Annotated in this window: 16 protein-coding genes; 7 read left to right on the forward strand and 9 right to left on the reverse strand. The window is 45.7% G+C overall.

Annotated elements, in window-relative coordinates; translation table 11 throughout:
• Positions 1–142: 142 nt before the first annotated feature.
• The 3 genes from PP178_RS04900 to PP178_RS04910 all read right to left on the reverse strand — a co-directional run bounded on the left by PP178_RS04900 (position 143) and on the right by PP178_RS04910 (position 2,075).
• Positions 143–682 (reverse strand): 3-hydroxyanthranilate 3,4-dioxygenase, encoded by a 540-nt coding sequence (locus PP178_RS04900; RefSeq protein WP_272593189.1) that lies wholly within the window; start codon positions 680–682, stop codon positions 143–145.
• Between the two features lie 112 nt (positions 683–794).
• The gene (locus PP178_RS04905; protein ID WP_272593190.1) at positions 795–1,307 is read right to left on the reverse strand and encodes a CAP domain-containing protein; all 513 of its coding nucleotides are present in this window, start codon (positions 1,305–1,307) and stop codon (positions 795–797) included.
• 246 nt (positions 1,308–1,553) lie between these two features.
• On the reverse strand, positions 1,554–2,075 hold the full coding sequence (locus tag PP178_RS04910) for a CvpA family protein (protein WP_272593191.1): 522 nt from the start codon (positions 2,073–2,075) through the stop codon (positions 1,554–1,556).
• A gap of 106 nt (positions 2,076–2,181) precedes the next feature.
• Here PP178_RS04910 and PP178_RS04915 point away from each other — a divergent pair, with 106 nt between their 5' ends.
• Positions 2,182–2,538: a hypothetical protein gene (locus PP178_RS04915; protein WP_272593618.1), complete on the forward strand. Its 357-nt coding sequence runs from the start codon at positions 2,182–2,184 to the stop codon at positions 2,536–2,538.
• 13 nt (positions 2,539–2,551) lie between these two features.
• Here PP178_RS04915 and PP178_RS04920 read toward each other — a convergent pair whose 3' ends face one another.
• Positions 2,552–3,553 carry an NAD(P)H-dependent glycerol-3-phosphate dehydrogenase gene (locus tag PP178_RS04920; protein ID WP_272593192.1) on the reverse strand — a complete coding sequence of 334 codons (1,002 nt, stop codon included), beginning with the start codon at positions 3,551–3,553 and terminating at the stop codon, positions 2,552–2,554.
• 129 nt (positions 3,554–3,682) lie between these two features.
• On the opposite strand from PP178_RS04920, the gene PP178_RS04925 reads away from it, so the two are divergent.
• The 3 genes from PP178_RS04925 to PP178_RS04935 all read left to right on the forward strand — a co-directional run bounded on the left by PP178_RS04925 (position 3,683) and on the right by PP178_RS04935 (position 7,334).
• Positions 3,683–4,606, forward strand: a complete 924-nt coding sequence (locus PP178_RS04925; protein ID WP_272593193.1) for a nicotinic acid mononucleotide adenyltransferase — start codon at positions 3,683–3,685, stop codon at positions 4,604–4,606.
• Between the two features lie 147 nt (positions 4,607–4,753).
• Positions 4,754–5,722, forward strand: coding sequence for a phytanoyl-CoA dioxygenase family protein (locus PP178_RS04930; RefSeq protein WP_272593194.1), 969 nt, complete (start codon positions 4,754–4,756; stop codon positions 5,720–5,722).
• 82 nt (positions 5,723–5,804) lie between these two features.
• Complete coding sequence (locus PP178_RS04935; RefSeq protein ID WP_272593195.1) at positions 5,805–7,334, forward strand: SulP family inorganic anion transporter; 1,530 nt, start codon at positions 5,805–5,807, stop codon at positions 7,332–7,334.
• Positions 7,335–7,387: 53 nt separating this feature from the next.
• Here PP178_RS04935 and PP178_RS04940 read toward each other — a convergent pair whose 3' ends face one another.
• The 4 genes from PP178_RS04940 to PP178_RS04955 form a co-directional block, all read right to left on the reverse strand.
• A complete protein-coding gene (locus PP178_RS04940; RefSeq protein WP_272593196.1) occupies positions 7,388–8,095 on the reverse strand; it encodes an SIMPL domain-containing protein in 708 nt (235 codons plus the stop codon).
• Between the two features lie 71 nt (positions 8,096–8,166).
• Entirely contained in the window at positions 8,167–9,900 is a 1,734-nt protein-coding gene (locus tag PP178_RS04945) for a glycoside hydrolase family 13 protein (RefSeq protein WP_272593197.1), read from the reverse strand.
• 82 nt (positions 9,901–9,982) lie between these two features.
• The gene (locus PP178_RS04950) at positions 9,983–11,299 is read right to left on the reverse strand and encodes an aspartate aminotransferase family protein (protein ID WP_272593198.1); all 1,317 of its coding nucleotides are present in this window, start codon (positions 11,297–11,299) and stop codon (positions 9,983–9,985) included.
• A 153-nt stretch (positions 11,300–11,452) separates the two neighbouring features.
• On the reverse strand, positions 11,453–11,929 hold the full coding sequence (locus PP178_RS04955) for a hypothetical protein (protein WP_272593199.1): 477 nt from the start codon (positions 11,927–11,929) through the stop codon (positions 11,453–11,455).
• A 419-nt stretch (positions 11,930–12,348) separates the two neighbouring features.
• Here PP178_RS04955 and PP178_RS04960 point away from each other — a divergent pair, with 419 nt between their 5' ends.
• Genes PP178_RS04960 through PP178_RS04970 form a run of 3 tightly spaced genes read left to right on the forward strand, consistent with a single transcriptional unit; the run spans position 12,349 to position 13,560 of the window.
• The gene (locus PP178_RS04960) at positions 12,349–12,993 is read left to right on the forward strand and encodes a peroxiredoxin (protein WP_272593200.1); all 645 of its coding nucleotides are present in this window, start codon (positions 12,349–12,351) and stop codon (positions 12,991–12,993) included.
• Between the two features lie 11 nt (positions 12,994–13,004).
• Positions 13,005–13,319: a thioredoxin family protein gene (locus PP178_RS04965; protein WP_272593201.1), complete on the forward strand. Its 315-nt coding sequence runs from the start codon at positions 13,005–13,007 to the stop codon at positions 13,317–13,319.
• Positions 13,300–13,560, forward strand: coding sequence for a DUF6952 family protein (locus tag PP178_RS04970; RefSeq protein ID WP_272593202.1), 261 nt, complete (start codon positions 13,300–13,302; stop codon positions 13,558–13,560). The genes PP178_RS04965 and PP178_RS04970 overlap by 20 nt, the downstream gene beginning before the upstream one ends.
• A 52-nt stretch (positions 13,561–13,612) precedes the next feature.
• Here the strand turns inward: PP178_RS04970 and PP178_RS04975 are convergent, their stop codons facing one another.
• A complete protein-coding gene (locus tag PP178_RS04975) occupies positions 13,613–14,215 on the reverse strand; it encodes a MarC family protein (RefSeq protein WP_272593203.1) in 603 nt (200 codons plus the stop codon).
• Positions 14,216–14,233 lie beyond the last annotated feature (18 nt).

Consider the following 14,233-nt stretch of genomic DNA (forward strand, 5'->3'; position numbering starts at 1 on the left):
TGTAACTTTTTTAGAATATTTGTGAGATTCTCACAAAGCTACAAAACTTAAGGAGTTTATAGAGAAGTGGGATCGAGAACTTTGCGCGGTTTATAAGTTTTAGATGGTGAGCTTTATAGGCAGGAAATTACGTTGTCGTTACTTATTCCCCCGCGACAAATCTTTCATCAACTTCCATAACGGTACCGCAATTATTACACGTGCGTAATTCTTCGGATCCGTAGAAATGTATAAAATGCTTTAAAAAGTCTTTTTCAATATCGTGAAGGGTAAAATAGGCTTCGTACAATTTATGATTGCAATTATCACAGAACCATAGCAGGCCATCATCCACTTGCATCTCTGCCCTCTTTCGTTCAACGACCAGTCCGATAGATCCTTCATGGCGCACCGGCGAATGTGGTATTTTGGAGGGGTGCAGGTACATATCCCCGGGCCCTAATTTCATAGTCTTTTTTTCACCCTCTACCTGAACATGGATTTCTATGTTCCCCTCTAATTGGAAAAACAATTCTTCGGTCTCGTTGTAGTGGTAGTCCTTACGCGCATTAGGTCCGGCAACGATCATAACAATATAGTCGCCCGCATCCTTATAAAGATTCTTATTGCCTACGGGAGGTTTTAAGGTTTCACGGTTTTCTTCTATCCATTGGTGAAGATTAAAAGGGGGCCTGATGCTCATGGGTATGCAATTTTGTTATTACCATGGACTGTTAGGCTGACCTGGTAAACTTTAGTTGGACAGCAGGTACACGGCAATTAAAAATAAGCATTCCTGATCTATAAAAAGGCTATTAACGGTAGAAGAGTTGTGTAAAATAGAATTTTCCGTTCTTATCAACTTTAACACTGATCGCAGTATGGGTATAGTTACCTTCAATAGACCTGCGGTGATCCGGGCTGCCTAACCAGTGCTCAAAAGCTTCCTGGGCGGTATCGTAATGACGGGCAACATTTTCTGCAACCTGTTTTACTTTTACTTTGGTGGAGATCTTATAGGCTCTTTCCTGGAATTTATCATGGCTCAGCTTACCCTTGCTGATCATATAATCTGTGTGGTTATTTGCTTCTTCGTACGCAGCAGGGCTAAAGTCCAGCTCGTTAGAATTCATGGCCAGCCTGTGCTCATTGGTAAGCGCTAATATCGCTTTTTCAATGTCTACCTGGTTGTCGGCACCTGCTTCTGCCTCGATAGAACCTAGTTCGTAGGCACTGTCGTCCTCGAAATTAATAACGGTTTCTTTACTACAAGAGGTGTTCATCAGAACCGTAAGAACTATAGCGATAGGAAGTAAAAACTTTTTCATGGGGGAAAACCTTTAGTTAACATTCAGTATTTGGGGGAATCGTGAACATTATTGTCTGCTGATTCTATTCCAAAACTAGCCGAGGGGAGGTGGATGTAAGAAAAGGAGGGCATTTTTTCGATTATAGACCCAATTTGACCGAGCTATGACATTATTCGTGTCGTACATCTATATTTTATGCACCTTTCCCGATGAACGGTTATTGGTTTAAAAACACTTTTTGCCGATAAAATGCGCGTAATTTTCCTACAAGAATTGTAACTCCTTCTCTGGTTCAGGTTCTGTGATCTCCGGGATCACTTTTTCAAAAACCAGTGCACCGATGTCGCGCAGGGGTTCATACAGGACAGAGGAAGAGGTCTCAGTGTCCTTATAAAATTTAATAGAGGTATTAGCCCTTTCAAGGAATAGTAGGAAGGTGCCCAGCATCACCGCAATTTTTAGTGTGCCAAATACACCGCCTGCCAGTTTATTCAACCAGCCCATCATCGCGAAATCTACAATTTTGGTCAGTAAGCGGCCAACCAGGTTGATGATGATAACGATAAGGATAAAAGTAATGATGAACGCGATCAGGTTCATGTACTGTTGGTCCCATTGCATGTGTTCTTCAAGGAATGCGCCTGTAATGTAGGAAAAACGAATAGCGCCATAGAGCCCGGCAATGAGGGCGACCAAGGTGGCAATTTCGATGATCAGTCCGTTCCTGAGGCCTTTATAAAGTCCCCAGATCAGTAATAATCCCAATACAATATCTAAAAATGACATCCTGGTGTTTACGCAAATATAGTACTTAGATTTGTACCTTTGGGCTTTGAAAATTAACAGAATTCTCACCTGTCCGGGAAGGGTGATGCAGATAAGAGTAGGAATTATGGTAAGAGACCAACAACTTAAAGAACGGTGGGACCTATTGGTCGAAAAACTGTCTGCCCAATTTTCTGACGGGGATCCGTTAGAACTGGATGCGATTATCTACCTCGTGGGCGTACAGGAACTGGGACAATTGCACCGGAAATTTAAGAAGGACGAGAAGATCAACCTGATGCATATTGCGATCTGCAGGCTTCTGGAACCCTATGGGTACTATGAATTTGATTACTTTGACGATGAGGGATGGCCACACTATAAGATCCGGGAGATGCTGCCGGAATTAAAGTCCGGAGAACAGTCCGTCCTGATGAAAGAGGCTATAGTGCAGTATTTTGTAGAGAAGGAATATATAAAGTAATAGACTATATTGGTCAATCCAGTTTTTCGGTTAATTTCTGGAACACTTTTTTAGCATTTCCTCCATCGTAGAGGACCTCGTAGACCGCATCGATAATAGGAGTCTTGACCCGCTTTTTCATATCTGCCTTCAGTTTTTTGACGCCTTTTGTTGCATAATACCCTTCTGCAACCATTTTCATCTCCATCATCGCACTCTTTACCGTATAGCCTTTTCCAAGCATATTCCCGAACATTCGGTTCCGGCTGAAGGTAGAGTACCCGGTAACCAGCAGGTCTCCCAGGTAGGCAGAGTCGTTAATATTACGGTCTATCTTGTAGATGCGCTTGGTAAAGCGCTTCATTTCCCGAATTGCGTTGCTCATCAGCACGCTCTGGAAATTGTCTCCATATCCCAGGCCGTGAGCAATACCGGCGGCGATCGCATAAATATTCTTGAGCATGGCGGCGTACTCTGTCCCCAGTATATCCTTTGATACCTTGGTCCTGATATAGTCGCTTTGTAATCGCTTGGCCATGTACTTGGCCTTTTCTTCATCAGCACAGGCAATGGTCAGATAAGACAGGCGCTCCAGGGCAACCTCTTCTGCATGGCAAGGTCCGGTGATCACCCCGATATTCCTGAAAGGGATGTCATAGGTTTCATGGATGTGCTCCCCTACGATCTTCCCGGTTTCCGGGACTATACCTTTGATGGCCGAGAAAATGATCTTGTCCTCCATGGACTCTTTAAGTTGTTCCAGTTCTGAAACGAGGAAGGCCGAAGGAATGGCAAAGATCAGGATATCAGCTGCAGCAACCGCTTGGTTCATATCGCTGGTCAGTACCAGTTGTTCCGTGTGGAACTCCACGGAACTAAGGTAGTTGGGGTTGTGTTTGTTTTTCCTGATGTAGGCCACGGTTTCAGGGCTTCGCATGTACCAATGGATCTTATCGAGATTTTCTGAAAGCATTTTTACGATAGCCGTTGCCCAGCTTCCCCCGCCTATAACCGCAAAGTTCAAGTTCTTATCCATAGAGCCTTTTCTGTGTTTTCAGGATGTGCGGCAAAAGTACTTAAAATAGTGCGAAAACCTTATAGTGCACCCAGAAGGAAAAACAGACTTTGGCACGAAGCTTGTTTCTATGGCTGTAAATTGAAGCATATGAAGCCAATACAACTACTCGCAATGATCTTACTAGTTGGTATCGCTACTTCCTGTACCAGGGAAGTGCTGGTACAAGACAGTTATATAGAGACCTCTGCCCTTAATACCCGTGAGGTGCTCGAGTCTTTTGACCTATGGTACGTGGATATCACCGCGACCCAGGGCAACGGCTCCGTTCCTTTCCTGGACCGGGCGTTTACCGTGTCCTTTGATCGGGGTGTCCTTTTGGCCAATAACAACCTGGTGGGTATAGGGAAGACCGGTGGAGGTCTTGGGATTGATGTTGGAAGCTACGCTACCCTCCGGGGCATTGTCGAAGTCGCTCATGACCTGGATGGCAACTGGTTGCTGGAGGTGTTTGCCGTAAACGGGAATACCATAGAATTATACTCTGCGGCTACAGATACCTCGTATTTTCTTAAAGGTTACCAAAGAGCGGCTTTTGATTACGATGGACTGTTCCTGGATAATATCCGTTACTTTTTGCAGGAGTACGAGGCCTGGGAGAAGGTCTATACCAGTGAAGAAGGAGCGCTGAACGAGTTTGATGAAGAAAACTACCTTCAATTCAATGCACAGGGTGATTTTTTCCGGTCTTCTGTGGATGGTCCCGGGAGGGCACCTTCAGAAATCGTATGGGATTACGAGGGGGATTACGGGGTGTTCAATATAGCCGGAGACCGTGGACTTAAAACCCTGACCCTGGATTACGACTATATGGGAGAAGATTATTTTGAGTTATATGTCATTAACGACCAGGCCATAGAATTGTACCACCCGGAAAGTGGCACGATTTATGAGTTCAGGGGTAGAGGCTACCTGCAATACCTGAAGGGCGGTACCGAAATGAAAAGTAAAGTTCGAAGCAGGGAGAAATTGCCCCTGATGAATGTAGAGCGCAAAAGACCCTCGAAAGAGTAGTATAAAAATTTGTTTTGTTTGTTTAGTTGGTTAGTTAGTTAGGGATCGCCCCGGCCGTTTGGTCGGGGTGATTCTTTTTATACCGAGGTCATAGGAAAGGAGGTAAATTTTGTATCTTAAATGTCCTATCCGGATAAGCTAACAGTAATGAAAAATACAAATCCCGACCCGGCAAATAAAGCCCACAAGGATATACCCGGAAACCCTTCTACAGCCACCAGCAGCACACTTAAGCTTAACGAGAGGAAAAATGGAGAGGCTTTGAGGGTTCTAAGCGAGGACGATTGGGCTTTCTGGAAGCAGAATGGCTATATCGTCGTAAAGAATGCTGTCTCCAGGGCCCAGGCAGAACGCACAGCGGCTTTCTTGTGGGAATTTGAGGAGAAAGACCCGGCAGATCCCGCAAGCTGGTATACACCACCCCGTGCAGAAATGCGTATGAAAGAATTAACGGGTACCGGGATGGTAGAAGTTTATAACCACCAGTTGTTGTGGGATAACAGGCAGGTTAAAAAGGTTTACCATGCATTTGTGGATGTCTGGGGAACGGAGAAATTATGGGTTACCATAGACCGGGCAAACCTGAATTTTCCCAACAGGCCCGGCTACGAACAAAAAGGCTTTATTCACTGGGATTACGACCCGGAAAAAAAGCCACAGAATGTACAGGGTGTACTGGCCCTGGCGGATCAGTTGGATGAAGAGATGGGAGGATTCCAGTGCATCCCATGGTTGTACCGGAATTATGACCAATGGAAGAAGACCCAGCCGGCAGACAGGGATCCCTTTAAGCCGGATATCAGTGGGCTGGAGGATAAACTGGTCAAGGTGACCATGGAGGCCGGTGACCTGCTGATATTTAATAGCCTGCAACCGCATGGAATACGACCCAACAGGTCTGAAGATAAAGTCAGGATTGCCCAGTATATTTCTATGATGCCGGCAGAAGAGGATAACGCAGCCATGCGTGAATGGAGGGTGCATTCCTGGAAGAACCGTGTGGCCCCCCAGGGTTATGCATTCCCGGGTGATCCCCGTAATTGGGAACAGGAGAAATACGAAACTGCCAAATTATCTCCGTTGGGAGAGCGATTGCTGGGGTTGAAGTCCTGGTAAATTATCAAATTGTCAAAAGCAGTTAAAGCTCATGTTATGCGGGGAATTAGCCTTACTTTTGCCCCCTTAATTTCTAATGGGCATGAAGAAGTACCTCAATTTGTTCGATTTTTCACAGGAAGTAAACTATAAGACGGAAATTCTTTCAGGACTTACCGTGGCACTCGCCTTGGTTCCTGAAGCAATTGCGTTTGCCTTGATCGCCGGGCTTAACCCACTAACCGGACTGTACGCCGCATTCGTTATGGGGCTGGTAACTTCTATCCTGGGCGGACGCCCGGGGATGATCTCCGGGGCAACCGGTGCTATTGCTGTGGTTATTGTTTCCCTCGCCATGAAATACGGGGTAGAATATGTCTTCGCAACTGTGATCCTGGCCGGGTTGATTCAAATGGCTGCGGGCTTCCTCAGACTTGGTAAGCTGATGCGTTTGGTGCCCCAACCTGTGATTTTTGGTTTCGTGAACGGGCTTGCGATTATCATATTCATGTCACAGTTAGTACAATTTAAATCTGCTGACGGGAGCTGGCTCAGTGGAACAACACTTTACATTTTCCTGGGACTGGTATTGCTTACCATGTTAGTGATCTGGGGACTCCCCAAGCTCACCAAGGTATTCCCGGCTTCACTTGCGGCCATACTGATTGTATTCGGGATCGTTTTGGCTTTTGGTATAGACACCAGGTCTATTGGGGACATCGCTTCGATACGCGGTGGATTCCCTCCTTTCCATATTCCGGAAATTCCTTTAGAATGGGAAACCCTACAGATCATCTTCCCATATGCAGCCATTGTCGCAGGGGTTGGATTGATAGAAAGTCTACTGACCCTGAATATTGTTGACGAGATCACGGAAACCCGGGGTCGAGGTAACAAAGAGGCGGTAGCACAGGGAACAGCAAATATTCTTTCCGGGTTTTTCTCCGGGATGGGAGGATGCGCAATGATCGGTCAGAGTCTTATCAATACCTCTAACGGGGCTAGAGCTAGGCTATCAGGGATCGTCGCTTCTGTAATGCTGTTGATGTTCGTAATGTTCGGGGCCGATTTTATAGAAATGGTACCTATGGCGGCACTTACAGGATTGATGATCATGGTTTCCTTAGGTACGTTTGAATGGGCCAGCCTACGGACCTTCAGGAGGATGCCAAAATCTGATGTTCTTGTTATGATACTGGTAACCCTGGTCACCGTATTCCTGCACAACCTGGCACTGGCCGTACTGGTAGGAGTCATCATCTCTGCTTTGGTATTTGCCTGGGACAATGCCAAGCGAATCCGGGCGAGGAAAAGGATCGATGAGAACGGGGTAAAGCACTATGAAATTTATGGCCCGCTCTTCTTTGGAAGTACTACGCTCTTTAATGAGAAGTTTGATGTGCTCAACGATCCGGACGAGGTGATCATAGATTTTGCTGAGAGCAGGATTGTAGATATGTCGGCTATTGAAGCCCTGAACAAGATCACCGAACGATATTCTAAAATGGGCAAGAAAGTTCATTTAAAACACCTCAGCCAGGACTGCAGGAGGCTGTTGGCCAATGCCGATGCGCTGATAGAAGTCAATGTGCTGGAGGACCCAACCTATAAAGTAGCTGTAGACCGCCTTTAAATAAAAACGCCTGTGAATGTTCACAGGCGTTTTTATTCTGGTACAGTTTATCTTTATTGGATCATGAACTTTACGTTCACCATGGCTTGTACGTTAACTTTATTAAAAGGTACGTCAATAGGCTCAGCATTGTCGCTTTTGGCCATTTCCATCATGACCCGGGGACCACGATCCTGGTAGGGGGTATATTCAGTGCTCAGATCGGAGATGTAAAGTGCTTTTCCCACAGATTGCCCTAATGGTTCTACCATGGCCTGTGCCTGTTCTTTTGCTTTTAACACGGCCTTGCTTCTCATACTCACTTTAAGCTCATCCAGGTTAGAGACCTCGGCCCCCCGAAAGGAGATGTTAGAAATACCAGCCCCTTCTAAGGCTTTTATCGCCTTCCCGGCCATCTGTGCATCGTAAACCACTAAAGTAAATGCCTTGCTTTTTTGCACATCGGTACTCCGTAAAAAATAATCCTTGAAATTACTGGAGAGGTCGGCCAGCATGAGCTGATCTTGCAGATCTATACCGATTTTCTGTAATTCTGCGGCCATTTTATTTTCCAGTTTTTCCACGGACGTTCGACCTTTGGAATCTGATTCCTGCAAAACGATGCCTAGGTAAATGCGGTCCGGAACAACAAGGGTATCTACCCGTGAATTGGTTTCCAGGTACGGCTGATCTATAAAATTTTTATCCTGTGCATTTCCCGTAATTGGGATGATCAGTATGGCTGCCAAGGCCATAGCCAGTCTTAGTAAGTACTTTTTCATAGTTGAGTAAATTTAGTAAAAGAGTAATTCCAAAAAGCGTGCCACCTATGAGAATATCGGGCTAAGCGGTATTAATCATCAATATTAAATATCAATGCCTGGTAGGGTTTCATCTGCACTGTATTGGCAGCCATGTCTACATCCGGATAATTGTTAATCAATATATCTGCATTATCGCCAAGGGGTAGGATGGCGGTCGCCGGTTTCTCGGAGAAGTTCATAACTACCAGGACCTGTAGTTCCCCCAGGCTGCGCGTATAGGCATACAACTGTTGGTGATCAGGAAGCAGTAGACGGTAATTCCCATAGACAAATACAGGATTGTTTTTCCGGAGATTTACCATCTTCCTGAAGTAATTTAGACAGCTGTTAGGGTCTTCACTTTCCAGGGCAACGTTCACTTTGGTATAATTCTCATTGACGGGTAGCCAAGGATCCCCGGTCGTAAACCCGGCATGTGCGGTAGTGTCCCACTGCATCGGTGTTCTCCCGTTATCCCTGGATAAGAATTTAAGTTTGGCCATATATGCTTCCATATCTTCACCTGCAGATAATGCCTTTTCATAACCATTAATCGCCGCAATATCACGGTATTGTGAAATGCTATCAAAACCGATATTGGTCATACCAAGTTCGTCCCCGTAATATACATATGGTGTACCCCTCATGCTTAGGATAAAGGTGTTCAGCATTTTAGATGAAACTGCCCGGAAAGCCGTGCTGTCATTCCCGAATTTGGAGACCATTCTCGGAACGTCGTGATTGGCGAGGAAAATAGAGAGCCATCCTTTTTCGGCAAAAGCACTGTCCCACTTGGTATAGACCTCTTTAAATTCGGAAAGTCTATAACCTTCCAGGCTATTTCCTACATCCATACCTTCAAAATGATAAGCCATCTGCAATTCTTTCCTATCTGCATCCACAAGCGAATGTGCATCTTCAAAGGTGCTACCCGCCCCTTCGGAAACGGCAAACACGTTGTACTTGCTCAGTACTTGCTCGTTCATCTCTTTCAGGTACTTGTGGATGTTCGGCTGCATGCCGTAATACTTGATGACATTCTTCTCAAATCCTTCCGGGAGTTCTGGCCAGGTGGTGTCTTTACTGGCATACTGGAAAGCGTCTAGGCGGAAACCATCCACGCCCTTTTCTGCCCAAAACTTCATGATATCGTAAACTTCCTGCCTCACCTTGGGGTTTTCCCAGTTGAGGTCCGGCTGTTTTTGTGCAAAATAATGCAGGTAATATGCGTCTGTAATAGAATCGTATTTCCAGGCATCGCCCTTGGGATCAAACAGGCTGTAGCGATAAGGTGGTTTTCCTTTTTCGGCTGGCCACCAGTGGTAGTAATCACGAAATGGGTTGTCACGGGAGCTGCGCGACTGTTTAAACCATTCGTGCTCATCACTGCTGTGGTTCACCACTACATCCATGACGAATTTAATACCCCTGTCATGGAGCCCCTTAAGCATACGGTCAAAATCTTCCATATCCCCAAAATCTTCCATGATGCCACGATAGTCGCTGATATCATAGCCATTGTCAGCATTGGGTGAACTGTAAATGGGGTTCATCCAGACCATGTTTACTCCCAGGCTTTCTATATAATCCAGCTTTTCTATCACACCCTTTAAATCACCTATTCCATCCCCATCAGAGTCTTTAAAACTCCGGGGATAGATCTGGTAGATGATTCCTTCTTTCCACCAAGCCCTGCCCGTAATAGAATCTTCTTTCTTTTTTACATTTTCGGCACAACCCAGAACGAGCAGTAGTAAAGAGAGGAAGAGCAGTGATTTTTTCATATGGGAAGTGTTAAGGCAGAAGAATGAGGGCGTCAGTTATAGCTCATAAATCTGTCCTAAAGATACTCATGTTTAGGCAAATCTAATCACGAGAGTTTTCCAATGCCTGGGCAATAGAAGTATCCATAATGGCAATGCCGAGGTCTATTTCCTCCCGGCTGACATTCAGGGGTGGAGCTATGCGGAAAACACCGCCCATTCCCTTAACCCTCACGATATTCATGCTGAGTCCATTTTGTAAACAATGTTCTGATATGGAATGGCCAAGTTCTGGTGCCGGTTCCCTGCTTTCACGGTCCTTTACGATCTCTACGCCTAAGAGCAAGCCACGTCCCCTGATATCACCTATACATTCATATTTTTGCTGTAACTCTGATAATTGTTGCTTTAAATAAACTCCTTGTTCAACGGCGCGTTCCGCCATCTTCTCTTGTTGCAAGACGGCGATCATCGCCAGGCCGACATGGGCAGGAAGGGGATCAGAGATGTGAGAGGTAATATTGAGAAATCCTTTCTTATAGCAGTCTTCTTCTATGGCCGAACTGGTTACCGTAGCGGCGAGTGGGATACCCCCACCAAGGGTTTTGGAGAGCGTGAGAAAGTCGGGCAGGATCCCATCCCTTTCAAATGCAAAGTTGAGACCTACACGACCAAACGCGGTTTGAGCTTCATCGAGGATCAGTAGCAGGCCGCGTTCTTCACAAAGCTTTTTAAGCTTCCTGAGGTAATCCGTGGGCAAATCTATAATTCCTGCTGCACTGAGAACGGGCTCCGCAATGAATGCAGCATAAGCGCCAACAGACTGCCGGTCCACTAAGGCCATACCTGCCTCGAGGCAGCTGTGATCACAACTGTCCTTGCAATGGGAGATGGGGCAGCGATATGCATAAGGTGCCGGGATGGCCAGGCTTCCGGGCATGGCTGGGCCGTAGCCTTTACGAGTATGGGAATAGGTGCTGGCCTGGGCCCCTGAGGTCATTCCATGCCAGGAACCTACAAAGCCGATAACCTCGAACCCACCGGTAGTTAGCTTTGCCATCCTGAGGGCTACTTCGTTAGATTCAGAGCCTGTATTGATAAACAAACACTTGTCAAGCCCTTCCGGTAACAGATCGACAATTTCCTTACTTAATTGCACCACAGCCGGTGAAAGCATAGTACTTAATAGGTGGATGGATTGCTCCCCCGCCTCTTTCATTGCCTTTAATATAGCCGGGTGGTTATGACCATAGACAGAGCACATCTGTCCCGAAGTAAAATCGAGGATCTTTTTCCCGTCGCGCGTAAACAGGTATGATCCCTCCGCACGGGTGATCATCAGGGGAGAGAATTCCCCACAGTAGCGAATCAGGCAGGTTTCAGCTTCTTTCAACCATGCCGGTTTATCAGGTGTTTTCATGGATAAAACAAAAGTGCTTACTCCTTAAAAACTGAGATATTTTACTAGCCGTAGACGGAGGTGCCATTCAGAACAGCGGATAGGTAATCCATCAATAGCTGAAAACAACAGTAGGGAGCTATACTTAAAGGTAGAAAATAAAAAGTCAGATTTTCAATAAAAATAACGGGTTTTCAGGAGTTGTAAAGTTTTTATCCCACTGATAGCCAGCAGCCCCAATAAAAATCCCTGAATGATGGTGAGCAGGTTATGAAAGCTGTCTGCCCATTGGCCTGTGTCGATTAGCTCGGGGTTGTTGAGCGAATCAAGGTTATCGCTGAATGAGCCATTAACCAAGGTGGTCAGTCCAAAAATCAAAGTCATCATAAGGATGGTTGCCGCGATAAAGATCAGGTTAACAGCGGTGATCCTGAAATTACTGTAGAGCATTCTTCCTAAATAGACTATGAAGAAGGATAAAACAACCAAAGCGATATTGGCATAGAGCGACGGGATGGCGTAATACGTATCGTAGAAGTTAAAAGTAGTGTGTGAATCTATTTGAAGGCTCTCCGTTCCCAGCAGGAGTATTCCCAAGCCAAGGCCGCCGGACGTAGTACCCAGCAGGCAATACCATTCCTTTTTATTCATCGGGTATGTTTTGGTTAAACAATGATGTTGTTACATGCCGGGGGAAACAGCAAGGTTAAATGCCAAATCGAACTCTTGTTGAGATCGAATCATTGTCCAATTCGTAGGATTAGGGTGTATTAAATGTAAGAAAAATATTATATAAAAACTAGGAGGCTGTTTTTCATTTGTAAAACGCCGTATTTAAGCTTCCCATGAAACTCATGGATAAGGGATAAAACCGGAAAAGGAATTCTTCTAATTCCACATCTTCCAGCTTCCTGTTCCCGCAGTAGTTTGCAAGCACCTATCCTCCCTGTTTATATTGCCTTGACAAAGGATAGACTTAGCCTATGAGGTATAGAAAAACTCGCTTTTATTTTACGGTAACTACTTCGTATTTTTGCAGCCTGAATTAAGAAACATAAAAACTAAATACTATGGCCTTTACAGGTAAAAAATTCCCAAATATTACAGTACCCGCAATGAACGAAATGGGTGATACTATTCACCTTAACGTATTTGAAGAAGCGGTGAAGAACAAGAAAAAGGTATTGCTTTTCTGGTACCCGAAAGATTTCACTTTTGTATGCCCAACTGAGCTACATGCCTTCCAGGATGCACTAAAAGAGTTTGATAAAAGAAATACAATGGTTATCGGCGCTTCTTGTGACAGCCCGGAAGTACATTTTGCATGGTTGAATACCCCAAAAGATAACGGAGGAATAGAAGGAGTTACTTACAATATCCTGGCAGACACAAACCGTAACCTTTCTTCGGCTCTTGGTATCCTGGATGCGGAGTATAAAGGATTTGATGAGGAGTTAGGTATTGAAATCCTTAAAGGGGACAATGTCACCTACAGGGCAACTTACCTGATCGATGAAGAAGGAACTGTTTTCCACGAGGGGATCAACCATATGCCGCTTGGAAGAAATGTGAACGAATTCCTTCGTCTGGTAGATGCATACGAGCACGTACAGAAGCACGGGGAAGTATGCCCGGCTAACTGGGAAGAAGGAAAAGATGCCATGAAGGCAGACAGGGAAGGGGTAGCCTCTTACCTGAAGCATTCTTTAAATTAAAAAAGAAAACTATGTACACGGAAATAACTGAAGACAATTTAGCGACCACCGTCCAGGAGAACGACACCGTACTGGTACAGTACTCCGCGGGATGGTGTGGCAATTGCAGGGTGATGAAGCCCAAGTTCAAGAGGTTTGCTTCTGAAAACGAAGATATTCCTTTTGTCATGGTTGATGCGGAGAAATTTCCGGAATCAAGGCAGCTAGCCAAGGTTGATAACCTGCCTACATTTGCTGCTTTTAAAAACGGGAAGCTGCTCAAGCAGGTGCAGACGAACAAAGTAGATTCCTTAAAAGAATTTATCGATGCGGCTACCAGTAATTAAGCACCTGAACCAGTTTATCGAGGAGAACGACCAGGATTATGCTATTGAAGCCCTGGAACTCCTGGAGCACCTGACGGAAAGCCGGGCCATCAAAGATGAAGAACTGGATGTGATCGGGGAACTGATCTCTAATATCGCCGGTTCCCTGGAAGTCCGGGAATTGATGAAAAAGGATGGCCTTTCGGAAAAGGAAGCCCTGAACGCTTTTATGAAAAGGGTTACAGGATCAATTGACCAATAAAGGTTGCTAAGATGAAGAAGAAAGAACCCCGGGATTTCCCGGGGTTTTTTATTTATGCCTGGAACAATACCTCGAAACCATCGATGAGCATTTGTACGGCGACCATGACCAGGAGCATACCCATCAGGCGTTCTACGGCGATCAGTCCGCGCTCTTTCAGGAATCTCAGTAGGATGGGAGCTGCGAGCAGTATCACTGCAGACATACCCCATGCCAGCAACACGGCAAAGAACCAGTTGGTCATTTTCGCCGGTCCGCTCTGTGTCATCAGGATCAGCATGGCCAGGACGGATGGTCCCGCGATCATGGGGATGGCGATAGGAACCAGGAAAGGTTCTCCCCCCGGCTGATGGCCCATAATTCCTTCCGGCTTGGGAAAGATCATCCTTAACCCGATGATCAGTAATATCAGTCCGCCCGAAATAGTAACTGCTTCCTGTTGCAGGTGCAGAAACCTGAGCAGGGGTTTCCCGAGAAAGAGGAACAAGAGAAGGAGGGCCAAGGCCATCAGCAGCTCACGGGCAATGATCACCCGCTGCCTTTTGGCCGGGATCCCTTTAAGTACTGAAAGAACCAGGGGTATATTCCCCAGGGGGTCCATCAGTAAGAATAACAATACAGCTGCCGACCAGATAGAGCCTCCTAATTCGTCCATATGATTCTCATTTACTTT

Source organism: Zeaxanthinibacter sp. PT1, assembly GCF_028464225.1.
Taxonomy (GTDB): Bacteria; Bacteroidota; Bacteroidia; order Flavobacteriales; family Flavobacteriaceae; genus Zeaxanthinibacter.

Bases quoted from the DNA above. Each gene is read 5' to 3' on its own strand.
- PP178_RS04900 (WP_272593189.1), bottom strand. From the start codon at position 682: ATGAGCATCAGGCCCCCTTTTAATCTTCACCAATGGATAGAAGAAAAC.
- PP178_RS04905 (WP_272593190.1), bottom strand. From the start codon at position 1,307: ATGAAAAAGTTTTTACTTCCTATCGCTATAGTTCTTACGGTTCTGATG.
- PP178_RS04910 (WP_272593191.1), bottom strand. From the start codon at position 2,075: ATGTCATTTTTAGATATTGTATTGGGATTATTACTGATCTGGGGACTT.
- PP178_RS04915 (WP_272593618.1), top strand. From the start codon at position 2,182: ATGGTAAGAGACCAACAACTTAAAGAACGGTGGGACCTATTGGTCGAA.
- PP178_RS04920 (WP_272593192.1), bottom strand. From the start codon at position 3,553: ATGGATAAGAACTTGAACTTTGCGGTTATAGGCGGGGGAAGCTGGGCA.
- PP178_RS04925 (WP_272593193.1), top strand. From the start codon at position 3,683: ATGAAGCCAATACAACTACTCGCAATGATCTTACTAGTTGGTATCGCT.
- PP178_RS04930 (WP_272593194.1), top strand. From the start codon at position 4,754: ATGAAAAATACAAATCCCGACCCGGCAAATAAAGCCCACAAGGATATA.
- PP178_RS04935 (WP_272593195.1), top strand. From the start codon at position 5,805: ATGAAGAAGTACCTCAATTTGTTCGATTTTTCACAGGAAGTAAACTAT.
- PP178_RS04940 (WP_272593196.1), bottom strand. From the start codon at position 8,095: ATGAAAAAGTACTTACTAAGACTGGCTATGGCCTTGGCAGCCATACTG.
- PP178_RS04945 (WP_272593197.1), bottom strand. From the start codon at position 9,900: ATGAAAAAATCACTGCTCTTCCTCTCTTTACTACTGCTCGTTCTGGGT.
- PP178_RS04950 (WP_272593198.1), bottom strand. From the start codon at position 11,299: ATGAAAACACCTGATAAACCGGCATGGTTGAAAGAAGCTGAAACCTGC.
- PP178_RS04955 (WP_272593199.1), bottom strand. From the start codon at position 11,929: ATGAATAAAAAGGAATGGTATTGCCTGCTGGGTACTACGTCCGGCGGC.
- PP178_RS04960 (WP_272593200.1), top strand. From the start codon at position 12,349: ATGGCCTTTACAGGTAAAAAATTCCCAAATATTACAGTACCCGCAATG.
- PP178_RS04965 (WP_272593201.1), top strand. From the start codon at position 13,005: ATGTACACGGAAATAACTGAAGACAATTTAGCGACCACCGTCCAGGAG.
- PP178_RS04970 (WP_272593202.1), top strand. From the start codon at position 13,300: ATGCGGCTACCAGTAATTAAGCACCTGAACCAGTTTATCGAGGAGAAC.
- PP178_RS04975 (WP_272593203.1), bottom strand. From the start codon at position 14,215: ATGGACGAATTAGGAGGCTCTATCTGGTCGGCAGCTGTATTGTTATTC.